The sequence below is a fragment of the Serratia sp. C2(1) genome (genome assembly GCF_036352655.1).
GTDB classification, from domain to species: domain Bacteria; phylum Pseudomonadota; class Gammaproteobacteria; order Enterobacterales; family Enterobacteriaceae; genus Serratia; species Serratia inhibens.
The window spans coordinates 176143-198689 of the sequence record NZ_JAZFBA010000002.1 but is presented as its reverse complement, the minus strand read 5'-3'; the positions used below and the strand labels follow the sequence as shown (position 1 = coordinate 198689).

The 22547-nt window shown below is 51.6% G+C and carries 15 protein-coding genes, 1 tRNA gene and 3 pseudogenes; 9 read left to right on the top strand and 10 right to left on the bottom strand.

Going from position 1 to position 22547, the window contains the following annotated elements; translation table 11 throughout:
• Nucleotides 1-10 precede the first annotated feature (10 nt).
• From V2S86_RS16505 to V2S86_RS16495, 3 genes and pseudogenes are all read left to right on the top strand, one after another.
• The gene (locus V2S86_RS16505; RefSeq protein WP_330763331.1) at nucleotides 11-2467 is read left to right on the top strand and encodes a nuclease-related domain-containing DEAD/DEAH box helicase; all 2457 of its coding nucleotides are present in this window, start codon (nucleotides 11-13) and stop codon (nucleotides 2465-2467) included.
• 47 nt (nucleotides 2468-2514) lie between these two features.
• Nucleotides 2515-2610, top strand: a pseudogene (locus tag V2S86_RS16500) (5'-nucleotidase); the annotation flags it as partial.
• A gap of 293 nt (nucleotides 2611-2903) precedes the next feature.
• Nucleotides 2904-3647 (top strand): hypothetical protein, encoded by a 744-nt coding sequence (locus tag V2S86_RS16495; RefSeq protein ID WP_330763330.1) that lies wholly within the window; start codon nucleotides 2904-2906, stop codon nucleotides 3645-3647.
• A gap of 178 nt (nucleotides 3648-3825) precedes the next feature.
• Here V2S86_RS16495 and V2S86_RS16490 read toward each other — a convergent pair.
• The 7 genes and pseudogenes from V2S86_RS16490 to lptF all read right to left on the bottom strand — a co-directional run bounded on the left by V2S86_RS16490 (nucleotide 3826) and on the right by lptF (nucleotide 10665).
• Nucleotides 3826-4390: pseudogene (locus tag V2S86_RS16490) on the bottom strand (tyrosine-type recombinase/integrase).
• Between the two features lie 351 nt (nucleotides 4391-4741).
• Nucleotides 4742-5242: a hypothetical protein gene (locus V2S86_RS16485; RefSeq protein ID WP_330763329.1), complete on the bottom strand. Its 501-nt coding sequence runs from the start codon at nucleotides 5240-5242 to the stop codon at nucleotides 4742-4744.
• 376 nt (nucleotides 5243-5618) lie between these two features.
• The gene (locus V2S86_RS16480; RefSeq protein ID WP_330763328.1) at nucleotides 5619-6494 is read right to left on the bottom strand and encodes a phosphorothioated DNA-binding restriction endonuclease; all 876 of its coding nucleotides are present in this window, start codon (nucleotides 6492-6494) and stop codon (nucleotides 5619-5621) included.
• 215 nt (nucleotides 6495-6709) lie between these two features.
• Nucleotides 6710-7918, bottom strand: a pseudogene (locus V2S86_RS16475) (tyrosine-type recombinase/integrase).
• 247 nt (nucleotides 7919-8165) lie between these two features.
• A tRNA-Leu gene (locus V2S86_RS16470) sits at nucleotides 8166-8250 on the bottom strand.
• A 250-nt stretch (nucleotides 8251-8500) separates the two neighbouring features.
• On the bottom strand, nucleotides 8501-9571 hold the full coding sequence (gene lptG / locus V2S86_RS16465; protein ID WP_311994165.1) for an LPS export ABC transporter permease LptG: 1071 nt from the start codon (nucleotides 9569-9571) through the stop codon (nucleotides 8501-8503).
• On the bottom strand, nucleotides 9571-10665 hold the full coding sequence (gene lptF / locus V2S86_RS16460) for an LPS export ABC transporter permease LptF (RefSeq protein ID WP_330763327.1): 1095 nt from the start codon (nucleotides 10663-10665) through the stop codon (nucleotides 9571-9573). Before lptF ends, lptG begins: the two co-directional genes overlap by 1 nt.
• Before the next feature lie 282 nt (nucleotides 10666-10947).
• Between lptF and pepA the strand changes: the two genes are divergently transcribed.
• From pepA to V2S86_RS16440, 4 genes are all read left to right on the top strand, one after another.
• On the top strand, nucleotides 10948-12459 hold the full coding sequence (pepA, locus tag V2S86_RS16455) for a leucyl aminopeptidase (RefSeq protein WP_062869416.1): 1512 nt from the start codon (nucleotides 10948-10950) through the stop codon (nucleotides 12457-12459).
• Nucleotides 12460-12669: 210 nt separating this feature from the next.
• Nucleotides 12670-13119: a DNA polymerase III subunit chi gene (locus V2S86_RS16450; RefSeq protein WP_199637974.1), complete on the top strand. Its 450-nt coding sequence runs from the start codon at nucleotides 12670-12672 to the stop codon at nucleotides 13117-13119.
• A 13-nt stretch (nucleotides 13120-13132) separates the two neighbouring features.
• Nucleotides 13133-16009 carry a valine--tRNA ligase gene (locus V2S86_RS16445; protein ID WP_330763326.1) on the top strand — a complete coding sequence of 959 codons (2877 nt, stop codon included), beginning with the start codon at nucleotides 13133-13135 and terminating at the stop codon, nucleotides 16007-16009.
• A gap of 328 nt (nucleotides 16010-16337) precedes the next feature.
• Nucleotides 16338-16841, top strand: coding sequence for a GNAT family N-acetyltransferase (locus V2S86_RS16440; RefSeq protein WP_330763325.1), 504 nt, complete (start codon nucleotides 16338-16340; stop codon nucleotides 16839-16841).
• Nucleotides 16842-16951: 110 nt separating this feature from the next.
• On the opposite strand, the gene V2S86_RS16435 is transcribed toward V2S86_RS16440, so the two are convergent.
• On the bottom strand, nucleotides 16952-17974 hold the full coding sequence (locus V2S86_RS16435; protein WP_330763324.1) for an acyltransferase family protein: 1023 nt from the start codon (nucleotides 17972-17974) through the stop codon (nucleotides 16952-16954).
• A gap of 402 nt (nucleotides 17975-18376) precedes the next feature.
• On the opposite strand from V2S86_RS16435, the gene V2S86_RS16430 reads away from it, so the two are divergent.
• Nucleotides 18377-19984: a GMC family oxidoreductase gene (locus V2S86_RS16430; RefSeq protein ID WP_330763323.1), complete on the top strand. Its 1608-nt coding sequence runs from the start codon at nucleotides 18377-18379 to the stop codon at nucleotides 19982-19984.
• 15 nt (nucleotides 19985-19999) lie between these two features.
• On the opposite strand, the gene miaE is transcribed toward V2S86_RS16430, so the two are convergent.
• Both miaE and rraB read right to left on the bottom strand, forming a co-directional pair.
• The gene (miaE, locus tag V2S86_RS16425) at nucleotides 20000-20764 is read right to left on the bottom strand and encodes a tRNA isopentenyl-2-thiomethyl-A-37 hydroxylase MiaE (RefSeq protein ID WP_330763322.1); all 765 of its coding nucleotides are present in this window, start codon (nucleotides 20762-20764) and stop codon (nucleotides 20000-20002) included.
• Nucleotides 20765-20813: 49 nt separating this feature from the next.
• The gene (rraB, locus tag V2S86_RS16420) at nucleotides 20814-21242 is read right to left on the bottom strand and encodes a ribonuclease E inhibitor RraB (RefSeq protein ID WP_330763321.1); all 429 of its coding nucleotides are present in this window, start codon (nucleotides 21240-21242) and stop codon (nucleotides 20814-20816) included.
• Between the two features lie 163 nt (nucleotides 21243-21405).
• On the opposite strand from rraB, the gene argF reads away from it, so the two are divergent.
• Nucleotides 21406-22425, top strand: coding sequence for an ornithine carbamoyltransferase (gene argF, locus V2S86_RS16415; protein ID WP_330763320.1), 1020 nt, complete (start codon nucleotides 21406-21408; stop codon nucleotides 22423-22425).
• Nucleotides 22426-22547 lie beyond the last annotated feature (122 nt).

The following is a 22547-nucleotide window of genomic DNA, read 5'->3' as shown; positions in this document are numbered from 1 at the left end:
AAATAGTAGTATGGCCAAAATGATTCCGGCATTCGGTCCCATTGATAATGATAGTTATGGAGAAAAAACGGTTTATGCCCTATTAAAAGAAGGGCTGTCCGATGATTTCACCGTGATTCATAGTCTCCCGTGGTTGAGTTCGGCGGCTCGGCATTTGGGTATGAAACTACCTCCAAGTGGAGAAATAGATTTTCTTGTTCTCCATCGTATCTATGGTGTTTTGGCGTTAGAGGTAAAAAGTGGGATATATCGCGTAGATGGCCCTATTTTTTTACATCTCAAAACAAATAATAATGTCGATGTAGTGAAGCAAACACGTAACAATGTCCATGGATTAGCCCGTTGGTTAGGAGGAGCAACAACGTTACGATTGCGTATTGGTTATGGTTTTATTTTTCCTGATAGCTATTTCGATAATAACGTTATAAATACAGCAATGGTTGATGCATCTGTAAGACCATTTAGAAAAATATTCGTTGATAAAAAACAACTCCCGAAAATTTCAAAGTACACTATCGATATAATGCAATATTGGAAATCTGCATTAGGAAATAATGATTTAGGAAGTGAACAACTTCAATTAATAATAAAGTCCATATGCCCACAGTTTGATGGCACTCCTGACTGGGGAACCCGGATTATTTATGATAATCAACTCTGGTTAAGACTCACACATGAACAAATCAAGGTCATTGAACTCCTGTCTGAATATCAACGATTTGTTGTAACTGGATGGCCAGGAACAGGAAAGACCCTGATTGGGATTGAATTTGCCAGACGACTTGTTCAAGAGCAAAAAAAAGTTTTATTTCTTACTTTTAACAACCGCCTTTCTGAATATATTCGACAACAAACTCCAGACTCATTATGCGACGTTTTTACCTGGCACAAACTCTGTCATCAGGCTCGTAATAGATTAGCGCTACCTCCCGATTCGCCAACAGGCTGGTTTGAATCAGGATGTTGCGAGGATTTGCTTAATGCATTAAATAAAAAGGATCTAAAGGATTACGATGCTTTAATTATTGACGAAGCGCAGGCGTTACATCCTTCGTGGTTGGAAACATTATTTTTTTGGTTTGAAAATAAAAACATTATTGCATTTTGTGATGAAACCCAAACGTTCTCTTTTGAAAAAGGAACGAATCATACTGACCTTCAGCGGATAATTAACTCCCAATTTTCCTTCAGCTTAACTATTGTGTTAAGATGCCCCAAAGCAGTTACTGACTATTTAATGGCTATCAGACCTTCTTCATATCAAATTACCTCCCCAAGGAATAACGAACCTGATACGTTAAAAGAATTAGTAGTTATCGATCCACTTTCTACATTGCTTGATGAAATCTTACGGTTGAAAGAAAGCTCTGTACCATCTGATGAGATTACTGTCCTTGTCCCTACGGATTTAGTGAAAAACTTCCTCCAGAAAGACATGAAAATTTTTGATATAAATATTGAAACTGTATCCCGTTTTCGTGGTATGGAATCACCTGTCGTTATTACACTGGATTCCGAAAATATGGAGGATGCTCAATTATTTTGTGCTTATTCAAGAGCCACAACTGCTTTCATTGCAATTTATGATTCGGAGAAACTAGCATGGAGAGAAAATAATAACTTTCTGCATAAACTGGTTAATAGAAAGGAAATTCAGAGAGCAATTAATGAAGCAAGACATAACTCATCTTCCAAAGTTCTTATGGCTAACTTTTTCAGCGAAGGGGACCTGAAACTCAACACTGTAAAATTAGCATGGTCAAAAAACCTTTCTTCGTGGCTTATTGAGTTTTATGAAGAAAATTCTCCAGCGGAAACGTGGGTTGATTATTTATATTCCCACCACACTTACCCAATTATATATTGGTTCAGAGATTCACGGAGAGTTGTTTATTACATTGCTAATCAACAATTCGAATTAAACACATTAGGCGTAGGAACACATTTATCAATAAAAAATTGTGTCATATGTGAAAAGATGATACCTTTTGATTCTGATAATAATTGTTTGCTTTGCAATAATAAAACTGAAGAATCGTCACCAACCAGATATGAAATTGATAAAATTCGCGAACTTGATTTAACAATTTCTCAGGATGATTTTAATTCAGCTGTTCAAAAAGAAAAGAGACGATTATTACCCATACCGTTAGCGGCGGCTAGTGCCCGAAGAGTGGCATTTGAAAAGCCATATAGAAATGAAGTACTAAGCGAATCATTACCTGGCGGAAAACTTCTCTACAGAAGTGCATTAGCTTTTATACAGGCTTGGGTTGCATTATTACCACCAGATAAAACACTAGTATTGGATGAGATAACAGATGCACTACGTAAACGCTATATTCATCTAGAGCAATTAGATCGCTCTGAATTAAGGAGTGCTTTAGCCTGTGCATTGTCAACTTGCTACAATAAAAAGCATCTTATTAAAGTTGAAAAAGGGAAATATTCACCTATTGACGACTAAGAACTCTTATATAATCCTATTTAAAGTCAGGGTGGACATGTTTATGAAGCTTTTTTCTCGGCGGTGTAGAGAATACAAAAGTTCTGAAGGCACTTAAGCCACGCATTTTCTTTGAATATCAGTATGTGCATTTGATCGTGGCTGTGAGCTCCTTATGACAGTAACTCCGAACTTACAGGATGTGAAACATCGTGTATTGTCACTGACAAACCATTTAGTCATAAGACTGCATTGTATTAGCCCAAAATTGACTTGGCAGTTTTCACCGGTAGCATACAAGCTAACCTGACGGTCTGCTTCGAGCGTGAAGCGGACGTTAGTTTAAATTGAAATAATTATCAAAAAAGTAATTAACCGCCAAAAATAAAGAGTTAATTGCATATGCTCACTAATTTATTATTATTAGATGTTTATCAAAAGCTGAAAGGGACAATTTATGTCATCCAATAGTAACAACAGCGCTTCAGCACTTTCGGTACTTGGTTTTGTTGATGGATTATGGAATTTAACCAAAGTAGCAAAAGTAATTTATTTCACATTATGTTTTGATGTTCTATTTTTCTGTCTAAAAGGAAATGGCTTATTTGGCATTAAACTAGGTAAAGAATTCGACCTCTCCCTTGCTGATATGGCCGGAATGATCATCGCCTTAGGTATTTTTTCTTCAGTCATACTGGAAATTACAACATTGTGTTTTAATCTCCTTTTAATAAGGATAAAGTACAGTAAGTTACTGCAAGATAAGGATGAGAGAGTTTGTCGAGAATCCTCAACTGAGGTTTTCATGCATGAACTACGAGATGACGCTCTAGAGAGTGGTGATGATATGTCATTGAAATTATATACTGAAGAGCAAAGCAAAAGAAATATAACTCGTATGGAAGATAGATTGAATGAAATAATCGCGTTTGGGACTGTTTTTGTTTTCTCTATAGAATGGTACTTATCGGTATCAGACGGTTCAAGTAAGATGTTTATTGACTGGCTATGGGAGCAATCAAAACATAGAGATCCAACAACACCGCACTTCCTAATTGGCTTTTTAGTATCATTAGCATTGCTTTTCTATGCAACTACCATATGTTGGCCAACCGAAAATAACCGTAAAATATATTATCCTAAACTTGCTCAGAAACTGAGAAAAAAAGAAGATGAGTGGAAGAAAAAAATTGGTGGTTAGAAATATATGATATTGGACCTCACAGCCTGACGGTTTTTTATAAATAAAGACTGGAGGAGAGGGGAAATTCCCATAAGATAATTGTATCCTACCAAGCATATCGTGCGCTTTCAGGTATCTGATCTAATGTGCCATAACGCTCTTATGGCACAGGGTTGCTTCTGCGGCTCTGGCTAACTCAGACCTCAATTGACTCAGAGATCCCTAACGCATCATCGACTTCAATGCCCAGATAACGGCCTGTGCTTCCCAGTTTCTTATGGCCCAACCGAAGTTGGATCACCCGGAGATTCTTTGTTTTCTTGTATATCAGGTAAGGTTTTGTTCTTCTCATGGAATGTGTCCCGTACAGTAAATTATCAAGACCAAGCTTTGTTGTTCATCCATGAAAAATGCGATTGTATTGTCGGGTTGAGATATGCTGGCAAGAACCGACCCAAGATTGGAGCAAGTAGCCTTTACAGTGCAGATTGCCCAGCTTTATTAGCACTGCAACTGCTTCTCTTGTCCCTTTGGTTATCTCAAATTGGACGGGGCTACCGGTTTTCTGTTGTAACACCGTTGCTCTGCTCGAAACAGAACTGCCATATGTAACATCTGATACTTTAAGTTTTACCAGATCACAGGCCCGTAGCTTACTGTCTAAAGCCATGTTGGACAGGGCTAGATCGCGCGTTTTACCTTCCAGTTCAAGTCTGATTCGCCCCCCAGATATGAGAAATCTGAAGCGGTCTTTGTTCCACGGTGACGTGTTCATACTCAAATCTCCTGCAATGTGGGAGATTTGAGTATGGTTGTCTCTCATGAGCGAACAGTGGATATTGACTTAGCTGTATTACGAGGGATCTCAAAAGTTGGTGGCGCGGTTTTCTGGGATACTCACAGTGACTAATAGCGTACATCAATTAACCGAGGAAGAATATTTTAAACCATTTGATACAGTAAAATTAGCGATTGAAATAATTCTTAATGAGCAGTTTGAGTAAAAAAGCCAAAAAAATAGATATCACATTTAAATCTATTAAGAACCTTCAGTGTTATTTAAAATGGCAGTGTCATTACCAGCCATTTTAAGATAAAAATGTCAAAAGCAGTCACTTTAGATTGTCAATTATTTTTAAAAACAGAGGTTGCATATCAATGTCAGTTTTACTTATTACATGAGCCTCTTTAATAGCATAAGATGCATAGTAATCCAAGATACCATCCGTATACGAAATGTACGCTTTCATTAATTCCTTCCTAACTGCTTGCGGTATAAACAATTCAAGCTTTCCCTTGGCAATTGCTAAAGAATCAATTTTGTCATCACATATGGAATTAATAATTAGTAAGTGTTTGGCATGATTCTTATCATTACAATTTTCCTGACTTAATTCAATAGCCTTGAAATGGAGGGTGTTATCATATTCCTTTATTGCTCTTTTGAATTCCATTATAACTTCGATAGCCCTATCTCTACGCCATTCATTTTGAGACTTAACTCTCCCAATGTGATTATTTAACATTGCAATGAAACATGCGACAGTAGCAGCAATAATAGCACTTAAAACACCCGTAATAAACGGCATCCATTTTATATAGTCACTATCCATACAACTCTCTTCCTTTACTAGATAGAAACATGTTACAGAAAAAATCAAACAAACGCTTTTACTTTTCAGCACCATTGACGGATTCTATCGTAAATTAGAAAAAAGAGTTCATTAATTTATAGGATATATTTGAAAGATGAGTTATTGTGCTTGAAAATGGCTGAACACTCGTCTCTTTCCTTTTTCAGATGTACAAATACTGGGCACAGAAATGGGACTGATATTAAACCATTGCTGTATGCAAACGTCCGTTCCTGGCACAGAACTGCCTTTCAGATTAGGTTTGGCTCTGTGCAATAGATGTGTCAGGTCAAATCTGGGCTAATACAGCTGAATAGTTTGTATACCGCATGCAAAATATCTGCTCTACCTCAGATCAATACTCACCTCTAAACACCTCTTTCCTGTGCCATTCCACAAACTGCTCGCCCGGATAATTTTCTTTAACCGGTGGCAACGCAATCGCCTTTCCTGCAAAATCCCAGAACAGCCGCTGTACTACCCCACCACCATTTACCGCGCCGGAAACCACCACACGCATATTTTCATCCAAGCTAACCGAACCGCGATCAAACGCTTTATGATGGATTGCGCACAATGCCAGGCCATTAGGTACTTCACAAGGGCCATGGTGCTGCTTCCATCTGATATGAGCAGCTTCCAGAGCAATCGGCGCATTGTCGTGGCGCATGTTGAATCCGCAGATCGCACACTGATAATTGTAAGCACGTAGCACCATCTGGCGAAACTTCGGATCGCGTTGACGGACAGAAGTGCGAATATCAAAACCCATCTCCTCAGCGATCTCTTCCTGAATACTGGCCGGGAAATGCGCCTCCAGGAGCTGCTGCGCCAGCGAATCAATTAACATGTAATTTTTTGCCACCAACGCAAAATTATCGGCATCAAATCCACCCGCGACATTATATTCGATGAGTTCACGGCGGGGCGGCTGGCGGCTACCATTGGTTGAGCACAGTTCCGCGTTTTGTAGTACCCAGAAGCCATCGCCCTTCAGACGCCAGAACGGCATGTCCGGGCGCTGGTCACGGCGCTGCGGTCCAAAACGTTCCAGAAGATCCAACAGGGGCTCGTAGATTTCAGAACCATAGTTAAACAGGCGACCATGCCCCTGCCGATAGTGTGAGAGAACGTGCAGCAGCAATAATGGCTTATGTGGCGCACGCTGTTCGCCTTTGCGCCAAATAGTAATATTTGATATCGCTTGCTTTAGGGTTTTGTCAGAGGTCATTGCGTTGAAGAATCCATGAGCACATGTTTGCGATGATGCTCGCAACTATATGTACATTCAAGGCATTATTGCAGACATCCTTTTTGCCTGACGGCTCTGTACCTGGCAGATGGAATTCTGATAACAACGGTAAAAAATACAGCGACCAACCAGTCCTAAGCGGGCTGGTTGGTCATTTTAATTTAAACATCAACCGAGAAATAAAGGCATTCAACTCACACGCCATTACCCCGATTGACTTTCGCATAATCAAACGGCGTAATCCCCATCTCCCGGTTTGCATCCAAAAAATCCGCCCACCACTGCAACATCAACTTGCGTTCATCCAGGTGTTCCGCTTTATGGATATACGCCGCCCTCACCGAATTGCGTTCCATATGGCTCATCTGCCTTTCCACCGCATCCTTCGACCATAAGTCCTGACTCAATTAACGAACTACAGGCCATTGTACGGAAGCCGTGGCCGCAAACCTCAACCTTAGTATCATATCCCATCACCCGTAGCGCACTGTTTACGGTGTTTTCGCTCATTGGCTTACGCGGATCATGATCACCAATAAAAATCAGTTCATGCTCCCCGCAAAACTGTTTTATCTGCTTCAGGATCGCCAGCGCCTGTTTAGAAAGCGGTACCAGATGCGGTGTCCGCATCTTTGATCCCCGATGAGAATGTTTCACGCCGGGAATCGGCTCTCGTTCTGGTGGGATCGTCCACATTGATGCTTCAAAATCGATCTCCACCCAGCGAGCAAAGCGCAGCTCACTAGAACGAATAAAGATAAGAAGAGTGAGTTCCGTTGCCCAACGGGTTAGCGGCCTGCCAGTATAGCCGCCTATTTTCTCAAGTAACTCAGGGATGCACTTTAATTCCAGTGCTGGACGATGTTGTCTATTACCAGAAGCAACCGCCCCAGCCATCTCTTGCGCCGGGTTGTAATCAATTAACCCACTTTGCACCGCATACCGCATGATGGCCGTAGTGCGCTGTTGAAGACGGGCAGCAACCTCAAGACGTCCAGACATCTCTACGGCTTTAATGGGTGTTAATAAATCACGAGTTTTTAACTCAGCGATGTTACGCTCACCAAGCGCTGCGAAGAGATTGTCTTCCAGACGTTTAGCACACGATAGGCGTGATCTTCAGACCACTTTTTATTGGTACCATGCCACTCGATCGCCACCTCTTTGAAGGTGCGTGCTTTACTCTGCTCAACCTTATCATTTTTCTTTTTGTCTCCCGGATCGACGCCATTCGCTAGCAGCTTACGCGCCTCGTCACGACGTGCTCTGGCATCAGCCAGTGTGATTTCAGGATAAACCCCAAGCGCCAGCATCTTTTGTTTCCCGCCAAAGCGGTACTCCTGACGCCAGTATCTTGAACCATTTAGGTGGACGAGAAGATGCATACTGTTGCCATCGGTCAGCTTGTATTACTTATCTGTTGGCTTGACTGTTCTGACTTTGATATCTGTTAGAGCCATGCTTATCCCTCTCTGTTGGTACAAGCATTATCGAACCGGAAATACCATCATCTGTACCAACATGTGTTGGTAGATGTACGTTGAGGTCGGTTGAACTTGAGAGAGTTAATATAGCGAGAAAGGAAGGTAAATGCTGGATTTCAGGCACAAAAAACCACCTTTCGGTGGCTTCTTGTTCGCGCTGTACTAATGGTGCCGAAGGCCGGACTCGAACCGGCACGTATCTCTACGGTTGATTTTGAATCAACTGCGTCTACCGATTTCGCCACTTCGGCACTGCAAGTAGTATGCGGAAAACGGGTGAATTATACCTTTCAGCGATCCGCATGCAACACTTATCCGTTGTTCAATGAGTTAAGTGCTGAAAAAATCGTCGTCGGGGTCACATTGTGCCCATTTTGTGGGCGCAGCATGCCGCGCGCCAACGTCTGACCCGCCGTAATCACGCTCCGCGCCGCACCAGGCCCCAGAAACAAAAAAGGCGCAACCCAATGGCTGCGCCTTTTTAAATCGTCTGTCGCGCCGCTACTTGCGTTTCAGCAGCATATAAACGCTGATTAACAAGAACAGCATGCTCGGCAGCAGCGCGCCCAGCACCGGCGGCATGTTGTACACCAGGCTCAGCGGGCCGAAGATCTGGTCCAGCACGTAGAACAGGAACCCGAAGCTGATGCCGGTCACCACGCGCACGCCCATCGGCACGCTGCGCAGCGGCCCGAAGATGAACGACAGCGCCATCAGCATCATCACCGCCACAGAAAGCGGCGAGAACACCTTGCTCCACATGTTCAACTGGTAGCGGTTGGCTTCCTGGCCGCTCTGCTTCAGGTACTTCACGTAGTTGTGCAGGCCGCTGATGGAGAGTGAGGTTGGGTCCAGCGCCACCACGCCCAGTTTGTCCGGGGTCAGGTTGGTTTTCCATTCGCCGGTCAAGGTTTGGGTGCCGGTAACCTGCTTTTCGTTGGTCAGGTCGGAAGTATCCACCTGCGAAAGCTTCCACACGCCGTCTTCAAAGCTGGCGGTAGCGGCGTAGCGCACCGTCTCCAGCCTGCGCTGGTCGTTGAAATGGTAGATATTCACGCCGGAAAGCTCTTTCTCGCCCGCCACGCGCTCGATGTAGATGAAGTCGTTGCCGTCCTTCGCCCACAGGCCGTTTTTGGTGGAAAGCAGCGAGCCGCCGTACATCTGCTGCGCACGGTAGTTGCGCGCCATCTGGTCGCCCTGCGGCGCCACCCACTCGCCAATCGCCATGGTCAACAGCACCAGCGGGATAGCGGTTTTCATCACCGAGCCGGCGATCTGCATGCGGGTAAAACCGGAAGCCTGCATCACCACCAGTTCACTGCGCGTCGCCAGTTGCCCCAGGCCGAGCAATGCGCCCAGCAGGGCCGCCATCGGGAAGAAAATCTCGATGTCCTTCGGTACGCTCAGCAGGGTAAACATCCCCGCGCTCAGCGCCGAGTACTCGCCCTGGCCCACTTTGCGCAGCTGGTCGACGAACTTGATGATGCCGGAAAGCGACACCAGCATGAACAGCGTCATGATGATGGTGTTGAAAATCGTCTTACCGATATATCGGTCTAAAACGCCAAACATCAGGCCGCTCCTCTCAGGCGTGCGCGCAGCTTGCGCATCGGCACGGTATCCCACAGGTTTAGCGCCAGCGAGATCGCGAAGTACGCCGCATTGACCACCCACAGCCAGATCATCGGGTCCAGCTTGCCCTTGCCGCCGTTGGAACGCAGCGAGGTCTGCAGCAGGAAGAAAATCAAATACAGCAGGATGGCCGGCAGCATGCTCAGCACGCGGCCCTGGCGCGGGTTCACCACGCTGAGCGGTACCACCAGCAGCGCCATAATGGCCACGGAAAGCACCAGCGTCAGGCGCCAGTGGAACTCGGCGCGCGCGTCCGGGTCGTCCGACTGCCACAGCGTCTGCATCGACATCTGCTCGGCCTGATTGCCGTCAATGGCGACCGCACGGTGGCCCACCACCGCTTTATAGTCGTTGAAATCGGTAATGCGGAAGTCGCGCAGCAGCGCGGTGCCTTCAAAGCGGGTGCCTTTGTCCAGCGTCACCACCTGCGAACCGTCTTTCATTTGGTTGATCTTGCCGTGCTCGGCCACCACCACGGAAGGGCGCTGGTTGCCGTTCGGCCGCAGTTGCGCCAGGAACACGTCGTTGAAGGTGCTGCCCTTGACGTTGCCGATAAACAACACCGCGTTGCCGTCTTGCGAGGGTTTGAACTGCCCTTCCGCCAGGCCGGCGATGCTCGGGTTGGCTTTCGCCTCGCTGATCACCACGTCCTGATAACGGGAGGCCAGCGGGCCGGCCCAGAACACGTTTACCGCCGCCACGGCGGAGGTGATCAGCGCCAGCACCATCGCGGCGATGATCAGGGTGCGTTTACCCAGCCCGCAGGCGTGCATAACGGTGATTTCGCTGTCGGTATACAACCGCCCAAGCGTCATCAACAAGCCGAGAAACAGGCTTAATGGCAGGATTAGCTGCGCCATCTTCGGCACACCCAATGCAAGCAGAGAAAGGACTAAATTTGTCGGGACATCGCCGTCCACCGCGTCGCCTAACACCTTGACCAGGTTCTGACAAAAGAAGATCAGAAGCAGGATGAAAAGGATCGCGATTTGGCTCTTTAGCGTTTCCCGTACCAGATATCTTATGATGATCACGCTTATTACGCCTGTGAAAACTTGTCTTTTTGCAGGAAAATCGATAGTTTCATCGCTAATCCGCCATTTATTCTCATCATATGGCAACCGTCATAGCTAAAATAGTATTACAACATCTAGCATTTGGGTGTCCTATAGGAACTTGCTTATAGTCGCCAAAACAGAGCAATTTACGCCGTTCAGGTTAACATAGTTAGTTAACTCAATGGCGGGAGTTGATTACGGCGTTTGGGTCATTCTAGCCGTAGCTTCCGCCTTTGTCTTTAAGATTCAGGAGAGTGCATGGAGTTCAGTGTAAAAAGCGGTAGCCCGGAAAAACAGCGCAGTGCCTGTATTGTAGTCGGCGTTTTCGAACCGCGCCGCTTGTCCCCTATCGCAGAACAACTCGACAAAATCAGTGATGGTTATATCAGCGCATTGCTGCGCCGTGGCGAACTGGAAGGTAAAGTCGGGCAGACATTACTGCTGCACCATGTGCCTAACATTCTCTCCGAACGCATCCTGTTAATCGGCTGTGGCAAAGAGCGCGAGCTCGATGAACGCCAGTACAAACAGGTGATTCAAAAAACCATCAATACCCTTAACGATACCGGCTCCATGGAAGCGGTCTGCTTCCTGACCGAGCTGCACGTGAAAGGCCGCAACACTTACTGGAAGGTGCGCCAGGCGGTAGAAACCGCCAAAGAAACGCTCTACACCTTCGATCAGCTGAAAAGCAATAAAGTGGAGCCGCGCCGTCCGCTGCGCAAAATGGTGTTCAACGTGCCGACCCGTCGCGAACTGACCAGCGGCGAACGCGCTATCCAGCACGGTCTGGCGGTGGCTTCCGGCATTAAAGCGGCGAAAGATCTCGGCAACATGCCGCCGAACATCTGTAACGCCGGTTACCTGGCCTCCCAGGCTCGCCAACTGGCGGACGCCTTCAGCACCAACATCGTTACCCGCGTCATCGGCGAGCAGCAGATGAAAGAGCTGGGGATGAACGCCTATCTGGCGGTCGGCCATGGTTCGCAGAACGAATCATTGATGTCGGTGATGGAATATAAGGGCAACCCGAACCCGGACGCTAAGCCGATCGTGCTGGTGGGCAAAGGGCTGACCTTCGATTCCGGTGGTATCTCGATCAAACCTGCCGAAGGCATGGACGAGATGAAGTACGACATGTGCGGCGCCGCCACCGTGTACGGTGTGATGCGCGTAGTGGCGGAGCTGAACCTGCCGCTGAACGTGATCGGCGTGCTGGCCGGCTGTGAAAACATGCCGGGCGGCAGCGCTTATCGTCCGGGCGACGTGCTGACCACCATGTCCGGCCAGACCGTCGAGGTGCTCAACACCGACGCCGAAGGCCGCCTGGTGCTGTGCGACACCCTGACCTACGTCGAGCGTTTCGATCCGGAGCTGGTGATTGACGTCGCCACCCTGACCGGCGCCTGCGTGATCGCGCTGGGCCACCACATCACCGGCCTGATGTCGAACCACAACCCGCTGGCGCACGAACTGATCGGTGCGTCCGAGCAGGCCGGCGACCGCGCGTGGCGTTTGCCGATGGCCGACGAGTACTACGAGCAGCTGGACTCCAATTTTGCCGATATGGCGAACATTGGCGGCCGTCCGGGGGGTGCCATCACCGCCGCCTGCTTCCTGTCGCGCTTTACCCGCAAGTACAGCTGGGCGCACCTGGACATCGCCGGCACCGCCTGGCGTTCCGGCAAGGCCAAAGGGGCGACCGGGCGTCCGGTAGCCTTGCTGTCTCAGTTCTTGCTCAACCGTGCAGGCCTAAACGGCGACGATTAAATCTGAGCGGTAATTCAGGTATAATCCCTCAAGGGTACAGCATGCTGTACCCTTGTATTTTTAGTAATGGCGCACAATTTTATAAACCCGATAGCTTTCGAGTTGCAGCAAGGCGGCAACCGAGAGAATCCCCAGGAGCTTACACCGGTAAGTGACTGGGGTGAGGGAGGGCAGCCAACACAGCTGCAGCTTGAAAGATGAAGGGGTTATATGAAACAGGCAACGTTCTATTTAATCGAACAGGCAGAACCGGCAGGCGCGCTCAGCGCGCATGAGGCCGTGGCCTGCGCCGTTGCCGCCGAACGTTGGCGTTCCGGCAAGCGGGTGTTGATCGCCTGCGAGAGCCAGGAACAGGCCCAGCGGCTGGACGAAGCGCTGTGGCAGCGCGATCCGCACCAGTTTGTGCCGCACAACCTGGCTGGCGAAGGCCCGCACTACGGTGCGCCGGTAGAGCTGTGCTGGCCCGGCAAGCGCGGCAACTCCCCACGGGATCTGCTGATCGCCCTGCTGCCGCAGTTTGCAGATTTTGCTACTGCTTTCCATGAAGTGGTAGACTTCGTCCCTTACGAAGACACCCTGAAACAGTTGGCGCGCGACCGATATAAAGCCTATCGCAGCGTCGGCTTCCATTTGACCACGGCAACGCCGCCAACTCACTGAACAACGATATAAAATGGAAAAGACAAACAGTCATCTCGATACCGCATACGACCCGAAAGAGATCGAACAGAAGCTGTACGATCACTGGGAAAACCAGGGTTACTTCAAGCCAAACGGCGATACCAGCCAGGAAAGCTTCTGCATCATGATCCCGCCGCCGAACGTCACCGGCAGCCTGCACATGGGCCACGCCTTCCAGCAGACCATCATGGACACCATGATCCGCTACCAGCGCATGCAGGGGAAAAACACCCTGTGGCAGGCCGGTACCGACCATGCCGGTATCGCCACCCAGATGGTGGTTGAGCGCAAGATCGCCGCAGAAGAAAACAAAACCCGCCATGACTATGGCCGCGACGCGTTCATCGACAAAATCTGGCAGTGGAAAGCGGAATCCGGCGGCACCATCACCCGCCAGATGCGCCGTCTGGGCAACTCCGTCGACTGGGAGCGCGAGCGCTTCACCATGGACGAAGGCCTGTCCAACGCGGTACGCGAAGTGTTTGTCCGCCTGCACAAAGAAGATCTGATCTACCGCGGCAAGCGCCTGGTGAACTGGGATCCGAAACTGCGCACCGCCATCTCCGATCTGGAAGTGGAAAACCGCGAGTCCAAAGGCTCGATGTGGCACCTGCGCTACCCGCTGGCCGACGGCGCGAAAACCGCCGAAGGCAAAGAGTATCTGGTGGTCGCCACCACCCGTCCGGAAACCGTGCTCGGTGATACCGGCGTGGCGGTGAACCCGGAAGATCCGCGCTACAAAGACCTCATCGGCAAAGAAATCATTCTGCCGCTGGTTGGCCGCCGCATCCGCATCGTCGGCGACGAACACGCCGATATGGAAAAAGGCACCGGCTGCGTGAAAATCACCCCGGCGCACGACTTTAACGACTACGAAGTCGGTAAACGTCACGGCCTGCCGATGATCAACATCCTGACTTTCGACGGCGATATCCGCCAGGAAGCGGAAGTGTTCAACACGCTCGGCGAAATCTGCACCGACTACTGCAACGAAATCCCGGCCCAGTTCCGTGGCCTGGAGCGTTTCGCGGCGCGTAAAGCGGTAGTTGCCGCCTTTGAAGAGCTTTGTTTACTGGAAGAGATCAAACCGCACGACCTGACGGTGCCTTACGGCGACCGCGGCGGCGTGGTGATCGAACCGATGCTGACCGACCAATGGTACGTGCGCACTGCACCGCTGGCGAAAGTGGCGGTGGAAGCCGTTGAGCAAGGCGAAATTCAGTTCGTGCCGAAACAGTACGAAAACATGTACTTCAGCTGGATGCGCGACATTCAGGACTGGTGCATCTCCCGTCAGCTGTGGTGGGGCCACCGCATTCCGGCTTGGTACGACGTGAACGGCAAAGTCTACGTTGGCCGCAGCGAAGAAGAAGTGCGCCGCGAAAACAACCTGGGCGCGGACGTGGTGCTGAACCAGGACGAAGACGTGCTGGACACCTGGTTCTCTTCCGGCCTGTGGACCTTCTCTACCCTGGGCTGGCCGGAGCAGACCGACGCGCTGAAAACCTTCCACCCGACCAGCGTGATGGTCAGCGGCTTCGATATCATCTTCTTCTGGATTGCGCGCATGATCATGCTGACCATGCACTTCATGAAGGACGAAAACGGCAAGCCGCAGGTCCCGTTCAAGACGGTCTACATGACCGGCCTGATCCGCGACGACGAAGGGCAGAAAATGTCCAAGTCGAAAGGCAACGTGATCGATCCGCTGGACATGGTCGACGGCATCTCGCTGGAAGACCTGCTGGAAAAACGCACCGGCAACATGATGCAGCCGCAGCTGGCGGAAAAAATCCGCAAGCGCACCGAGAAGCAGTTCCCGAACGGTATCGAACCGCACGGCACCGACGCCCTGCGCTTCACCCTGGCGGCGCTGGCCTCTACCGGCCGCGACATCAACTGGGACATGAAGCGCCTGGAAGGCTACCGCAACTTCTGTAACAAGCTGTGGAACGCCAGCCGCTTTGTGCTGATGAACGCGGAAGGTCAAGACTGCGGCTTCAACGGCGGCGAGAAAGTGCTGTCGCTGGCGGACCGCTGGATCCTGGCCGAATTCAACCGTACGGTGAAGGCTTACCGCGAAGCGCTGGACACCTATCGCTTCGATCTGGCCGCCAACATTCTGTATGAATTCACCTGGAACCAGTTCTGCGACTGGTATCTGGAGCTGACCAAGCCGGTGGTGAGCAACGGCAGCGAAGCGGAACAGCGCGGCACCCGCCACACGCTGATCACCGTGCTGGAAGCCCTGCTGCGCCTGGCGCACCCGGTGATCCCGTTCATTACCGAAACCATCTGGCAGCGCGTGAAAACCCTGACCGGCGAAACCGCAGACACCATCATGCTGCAGCCGTTCCCAGAGTACGACGCCGTGCTGGAAGACACGCAGGCGCTGAACGACCTGGAGTGGATCAAGCAGGCGATCACCGCGGTGCGTAACATCCGCGCCGAGATGAATATCGCCCCAAGCAAACAGCTGGATGTGCTGCTGCGCAACTGCAACGCCGACGCCCAGCGCCGCGTGCAGGAGAACCAGAGCTTTATCGAGCGTCTGGCGCGCCTGGCGTCCATCACCCTGCTGCCTGCGGGCGAGAAAGGCCCGGTTTCGGTCACCAAGCTGGTGGACGGCGCCGAGCTGCTGATCCCTATGGCCGGCTTTATCGATAAAGACGCCGAAATCGCGCGTCTGTCGAAAGAGATGGGCAAGCTGGATGCGGAAATCGCCTCGATCGAAGGCAAGTTGTCGAACGAAGGCTTTGTGGCGCGCGCACCGGAAGCGGTGGTCGCCAAAGAACGCGAGCGTCTGGCGGCCTGCAAAGAAGGCAAAGTGAAGCTGCTGGAACAACAGGCGACCATCGCCGCGCTGTAACGGCTGCGGGTTGGTGGCAACAGCTGAAAACAGCGGGGATCTCCCCGCTGTTTTTTTATCGCCGTTGCATCCGACATGCAAATACCCGATAGATTTCAAGGTGCAGGAAGGCGGCAAGTGAACGAAGCCCCAGGAGCTTACATAATAAGTGACTGGGGTAAGAAAACGCAGCCAACACACCTGCAGCTTGAAAGATGAAGGGCATAGATGTTATTACAAGGTATTAATGCCGCATGGACGCCGCCGGGATATAACCCCGGCGCGTTTTTGTCTGCAACAAAAGTGAAATTCCGGGGTTGTGATGACCCCTTCTATGGCGAGTGTAAACATGACAACAGCAACCCCAGTGCGTCTTCTGGTGCGCCCAATAACGGCCGACGACAATGCCGCTATTGCTAACGTCATTCGCGAAGTCTCCGCCGAGCACGGTTTGACGGCGGATAAAGGCTATACCGTTTCCGACCCCAATCTGGACGCCTTGTATCAGCTCTACAGCCTGCCGCGCAGCGCTTATTGGGTGATAGAAGTCGACGGCCAGATTGCCGGCGGCGGCGGCATTGCCCCGCTGCAGGGCGGTGAAGACGATATTTGCGAATTACAGAAAATGTATTTTCTGCCGGTTTTGCGCGGCAAGGGCCTGGCGAAACGCCTGGCGTTGGAAGCCCTGGAGTTTGCCCGTCAACAGGGCTTCCGCTGTTGTTATTTAGAAACCACCGCCAGCCTGACGCAGGCCATCGGGCTGTATGAGCATCTGGGCTTCGAACATATCGACTGCGCCATGGGCACCACCGGCCACGTCGACTGCGAAGTGACCATGCTGAAAACGCTTTAATCAGAGTTGGTTGTAAGCCCGAGATACTCGGGCCTAGCGCACCGAGGGGCGCTCCGACGGCCAAGGCCGTTACGACCCCTTCGGCACGCTCTCCCTAATAACGGACTTTGTCAGCCTTCTGGCAGATCCCGCCTTGAATCTGTTTTCCCCCTCATTCCCCCCTTGATCGCCCACTCAATCCGGCTCAGCGCCAGGCTGGTGAGGTACGACACCAGGATCAACAGCAGCAGCACCAGCGGCGTATAGCGCGGCGCAAAAATCAGTTTCTGGGTGAAGTAATAACAGTAGAAGCTGTGGGTCAGCCACATGTACATCGAATGCTTGCCCAGCTCAACCACCACCTTGTTCACCCTGCTGCCCAGCCCGTCGGCGGTTTTCATCATCGCGATGATAAACAGCGGCGTCACCAGCAACAGCCCCGGATTATGGGCAACGATAAACACCGCCACGGTGACCACCAGCAAGATCAACGGATGGGTGCGCCCCAGCGTGGCTATCAGCTTCGCCAGCCACGAGTCTGCCGGGGCCTGTTGAGTGCGGCCAAACACCATGCCAAAGCCAAAAGGCAGCAGCCAGGTGCAATATTCGATCAACACCTGCGGTGCCCAAGGGAAATACTGCAATCCCCTGCCGCACAGCGCCGCAGCAAACAGCACGCCCAACAAGGCCGTCGTATTCAGTTTCGACAACAGCGGCAACGAGAGCACGTACAGAACATAAAGTTTGAAGAACCACCACTCGCTGTTATAGGTGGATTTGAGGCCAATGAGGTTTTCAATAAACAGCGACGGCGAAAGGGAATATCTTTCACCCGGAAAGAAAATGATGCCGAGCGGCACAAAGATAAACAACACTATCCAGTAGCTGATATATAAATTCTTCAGCTTGCCCCAGATATATTTAAAAGAAATGTCTTTTTTAAGTGAAAAGCCATAACCGGACAAGAACAGGAACATCGACACGCAAATCTTGCCGAAAAGGCCAAGATACATCTCAATGTCTATCCCGCTAACAATATGATATACCGGAATATCGGGGCTAATTCGGCTTGGATAAGCGAACAGGTGATGGACCAACATCAGAATGATGGCAATCCCTTTTAAATAATTAGACTTATTAATTGAAATTTCCATATTTCTTAATATATTATCCGCTATCAGGTGTCGTTATCATATAGCAGCCCCCATTTTCTGACACTTCCTTTCTAATCGGATTAATCCCATATTTAATTTCCCGGTAAAAAACAAAGGCACAGCGTTTTTATTAACGCGTTTCTCCCGCTGTGGTTGCCTTTTTTTGTTATCCCACGGCATCCAAACCCTGCCCGAAACCAATCACTCAAAACCATTAACATAGTCATATTTTAATTGTTTTAAATAAAAACAATAAAATCAAAATGATAAAAGAAGATCACAAACCAATCATCATATTTTTTGTGATATTCATTAACAAATTAACGATCACAAATTGACCTCTTGCCGCCTTGCGATACTCTGCTCTGACAGGCTTATGCCGCATTCGCACGGAGAAAGGTCATGTCGGAAAACGCTTTTGATTACATCATTGTCGGCGCAGGCTCCGCCGGCTGCGTGCTGGCGGCGCAGCTGATCCGCCGTACCCAGGCGCGGGTACTGCTGCTGGAAGCCGGCGGCGACGACAATAACCTGTTCATCAAGATGCCGGCCGGCGTGGCGAAAATCATCGCCAAAAAAAGCTGGCCGTATGAAACCGAACCTGAGCCGCACGCCAACAACCGCCGCATGCAAATTGCCCAGGGCAAAGTGCTGGGCGGCAGCAGCTCGGTCAACGGCATGATCTACATTCGTGGCCAGCGGCAGGATTACGACGAATGGGCCGAACGTTACGGCTGCGTCGGCTGGGGCTATCAGGACGTGCTGCCCTACTTCAAACGCGCCGAGGCCAACGAGAGCCTGTCCGACGCTTATCACGGCGGCGAGGGGTTGCTGCCGGTCAGCGAGAACCGCTACCGCCACCCGCTCAGCATGGCGTTTATCCGCGCCGGCCAGGAGCTGAACCTGCCTTATCGCAACGATTTCAACGGCGACAGCCAGCACGGCGTGGGGTTTTACCAAACCACCACCCATAACGGCGAACGCGCCAGCACCGCCCGCACCTATCTGAAAGCGGTGCGTAACGACCAACGGTTGGTGGTGAAACTGAACGCGCTGGTGCATCGGGTGGTGTTCGACGGCAACATGGCCACCGGCGTGGTGTATAGCCAGAACGGCGGCGGCGAAGTTACCGCCCATGCCGCGAAAGAAGTGATCCTCAGCGCCGGCGCGGTAGGCTCGCCGAAGATCCTGATGCTGTCCGGCATTGGGCCACGCGAGCACCTGCAACAGTTGGGGATCGAACCGCGTGCGGACTTGCCGGTGGGCAAGAACTTTCACGATCACCTGCATATGTCGATCAACGTCAGCACCCGTGAACCGGTCAGCCTGTACGGGGCCGATCGCGGCCTGCAGGCGCTGCGCCACGGCGCTGAATGGCTGGCGTTCCGCAGCGGCGTGCTCACCTCCAACGTGCTGGAAGGCGCCGCCTTCACCGACAGCCTGGGCGACGGCCGGCCGGACGTGCAGATCCACTTTCTGCCGCTGCTGGACAGCTGGGACGACGTGCCCGGCGAGCCGCTGCCGGATATTCACGGTTTCACGCTGAAAGTCGGCTACCTGCAACCGAAGGCGCGTGGCGAAGTGCTGCTGCGCAGCCGCGATCCGCGCGATCCGGTCAAGCTGCACGCCAATTATCTCGGCCACCCGGAAGATCTGGCCGGCAGCGTGCGCGCGGTGAAATTCGGCCTGCGCTTCCTGCAAACCGCCGCCCTCAAGCCGATCGTCAAAGATCTGCTGATGCCGCAGCCGGCATGGCTGAACGATGAGGCGCAACTGGAGGAGTTCGTGCGTAACTTCTGCAAAACGGTGTATCACCCGGTAGGCAGCTGCCGCATGGGCCAATCGCCGCAGGACTCGGTGACCGATCTGCAACTGCGGGTACACGGCTTTGAACGGCTGCGGGTGATCGATTGCTCGGTGATGCCGCAGGTGACCAGCGGCAACACCAATGCACCGACCATCATGCTGGCGGAAAAAGCGGTGGATTTGCTGCTGGGCGCGCCGCAATAAGGGAACGCCCGGCAGTCAGGCGGCGGCGGGCACGCCGCTGTGGAAACGCAGCTCGCTGTCTGGCGACAGGATCAGCTCAGCTTCAATGCGGCCGAAGTGGGCCACCCGCTCGCTGATGTCGCCGCCGGCAATCTGCTCGGCCAGCGTCAGGTAATCCTGATAATGCCGTGCCTCGGAGCGCAGCAGCGAGACGTAGAAACGGTTTAACTCGTCGTCCAGATGCGGCGCCAACCGGGCGAAGCGTTCGCAGGAGCGTGCTTCGATATAGGCGCCGCAGATCAGCTTGTCGATCAGCGTGGCCGGATCGTGGGTGCGAACCTCGCGGATCATGCCTTTGGCATAGCGGCTGGCGGTGATTTTCTTGTAGGGGATGCGCCGCGCCTGCATGATCTCCAGCACCTGCGAGAAGTGGTGCAGCTCTTCTTTGATCAACAGCACCATCTTGTCCGCCAGTTCCTGGCCGTAGGCCGACCCGTTTTTCGGCAAGATTTTCCTGGTGAACTGGCCCTGGCGGAACAAGGCTTCCGGCTCGCCCTGCGCTTCATGCAGAAAAGCCTCGTAGGGCCTGAGCAACGCCAGCAAGGCATCGCCGCTCTCTTTGTCCGCCACGTAGCGACGGATCAGCCACATGCCGGTCTGCGCCGCTTTCAGTTCGCACACCATATGGTCGGTCAGTAACAGCGGCAGGTTTTCCGGACGGCGCGCAGCGTCGATCCAGGCATCAGGCGTTTCACAGTGCAGGAAGTTTAGAATCGGGGATAACAGGGATTGGTATTTCATCAGCTTAATTATAAGGGCCGGCTTGCGCCGGCTCCTGTGCAAAAATTAATCAGTGGCGTTTGCCGTCGTCATCTTCGTCGATCAATTCACCGTCGTCTTCATCATCCTCACCGTCTTCACCGTTCGGATCTTCATAGTAGGTGCCCCAACCGTCGTAGTTAACGCCGCAACGTTCCGCCAGCGCCAACAGTTGCTCTACCTGGGTGTCGATCAGTTCGGCGTTCAGGCCGACTTCGCTGATCACGTCACAGCACATCACCAGCGTGCCGTCTTCCACTTCCAGCTCTTCGGCGTCGGTCACTTCGTAGCCCAGCTTGAAGGCTTCGACAGCGGCCTGCTCCAGCACTTCAAACTTTTCAGCAGAGAAATGGTGTTCGATGGTGTAGAGCGCATCCGGATCGCTGCCGTCTTCCAGCAGTTCTTCGATGATCAGGCGGGTCTCTTCACGTTGTTCTTCCAGCTGTTCGCGGTTTGCCATGCCTATATCCTCAAGTCAAATGGCCTGTATTCCTTCTATTTTCACACACCGCCGTCATGGCTGCCACGATAAACGTGAAAGATTTCTTTCGCGGGGTTGAAATTGAATATTCATACATATAAAGTGAATTTTAATTCAATTAAAACGATCAGGACATGCGGAAATGAGTACGATGAACCCGTTCTACAAACGTCACTTTCTGAGGTTAATGGATTTCACGCCGACAGAGCTGCTGGCGCTGCTGCGGCTTTCGGCCGAATTGAAGCAGGCCAAAAAGCAGGGTAAGGAAACGCGGCGTCTGCAGGGCAAGAACATCGCGCTCATCTTCGAAAAAGACTCGACACGCACCCGTTGCTCTTTCGAAGTTGCCGCTTTCGATCAGGGCGCCCAGGTCACCTATCTCGGCCCAAGCGGCAACCAGATCGGCCATAAAGAATCGATGAAAGACACCGCCCGCGTGTTGGGCCGGATGTACGACGGTATTCAATACCGCGGTTACGGCCAGCATCTGGTGGAAACCCTGGCCACCCACGCCGGCGTGCCGGTGTGGAACGGGCTGACCAATGAATTCCACCCAACCCAGCTGCTGGCGGATCTGCTCACCGTGCAGGAACAGCTGCCGGGCAAACCCTTGAACGAGGTGAAATTCGCTTACCTCGGCGACACGCGCAACAACATGGGCAACACCTTGCTGGAAGCTGCCGCGTTGGCAGGCATGGATCTGCGCCTGGTGGCGCCGAAAGCCTGTTGGCCGCAGTCGGAGCTGGTGGCCGAGTGCCAGGCGCTGGCGCAACAGACCGGCGCCAAGATCACCCTGACCGAAGACATTGCCGAAGGGGTGAAGGACGCGGATTTCCTGTACACCGACGTGTGGGTGTCGATGGGCGAACCGAAAGAAACCTGGCAGGAGCGGATCGCGCTGCTGAAACCCTATCAGGTCAATATGGCGATGGTGAAACTGACCGGCAACCCGAACGTCAAATTCCTGCATTGCCTGCCGGCGTTTCACGACGACCAAACCACCCTCGGCAAACAGATGGCGGAACAATACGGGCTGCAGGGCGGCATGGAAGTCACCGATGAAGTATTCGAATCCGCGCACAGCGTGGTGTTCGATCAGGCCGAAAACCGCCTGCACACCATCAAGGCGGTGATGGTCGCCACGCTGAGCGAAACGATTTAAAGCATATTGCCGGGGCGCGTCACGCACAGGCAATGGGACGCATGGCCATGCTGGCTGTGCGTCCCAACCCCTTCCTCGCTCTGGCAACCCCCGGCCGGCGCGCCTAATATATTCTTGTCATA

Coding starts and splice junctions, on each gene's coding strand:
- V2S86_RS16480 (WP_330763328.1), bottom strand. CDS start 6,494: ATGACCTCTGACAAAACCCTAAAGCAAGCGATATCAAATATTACTATT.
- V2S86_RS16445 (WP_330763326.1), top strand. CDS start 13,133: ATGGAAAAGACAAACAGTCATCTCGATACCGCATACGACCCGAAAGAG.
- V2S86_RS16435 (WP_330763324.1), bottom strand. CDS start 17,974: ATGGAAATTTCAATTAATAAGTCTAATTATTTAAAAGGGATTGCCATC.
- rraB (WP_330763321.1), bottom strand. CDS start 21,242: ATGGCAAACCGCGAACAGCTGGAAGAACAACGTGAAGAGACCCGCCTG.
- V2S86_RS16505 (WP_330763331.1), top strand. CDS start 11: ATGGCCAAAATGATTCCGGCATTCGGTCCCATTGATAATGATAGTTAT.
- V2S86_RS16495 (WP_330763330.1), top strand. CDS start 2,904: ATGTCATCCAATAGTAACAACAGCGCTTCAGCACTTTCGGTACTTGGT.
- pepA (WP_062869416.1), top strand. CDS start 10,948: ATGGAGTTCAGTGTAAAAAGCGGTAGCCCGGAAAAACAGCGCAGTGCC.
- argF (WP_330763320.1), top strand. CDS start 21,406: ATGAGTACGATGAACCCGTTCTACAAACGTCACTTTCTGAGGTTAATG.
- V2S86_RS16430 (WP_330763323.1), top strand. CDS start 18,377: ATGTCGGAAAACGCTTTTGATTACATCATTGTCGGCGCAGGCTCCGCC.
- V2S86_RS16485 (WP_330763329.1), bottom strand. CDS start 5,242: ATGGATAGTGACTATATAAAATGGATGCCGTTTATTACGGGTGTTTTA.
- V2S86_RS16440 (WP_330763325.1), top strand. CDS start 16,338: ATGACAACAGCAACCCCAGTGCGTCTTCTGGTGCGCCCAATAACGGCC.
- lptG (WP_311994165.1), bottom strand. CDS start 9,571: ATGTTTGGCGTTTTAGACCGATATATCGGTAAGACGATTTTCAACACC.
- miaE (WP_330763322.1), bottom strand. CDS start 20,764: ATGAAATACCAATCCCTGTTATCCCCGATTCTAAACTTCCTGCACTGT.
- V2S86_RS16450 (WP_199637974.1), top strand. CDS start 12,670: ATGAAACAGGCAACGTTCTATTTAATCGAACAGGCAGAACCGGCAGGC.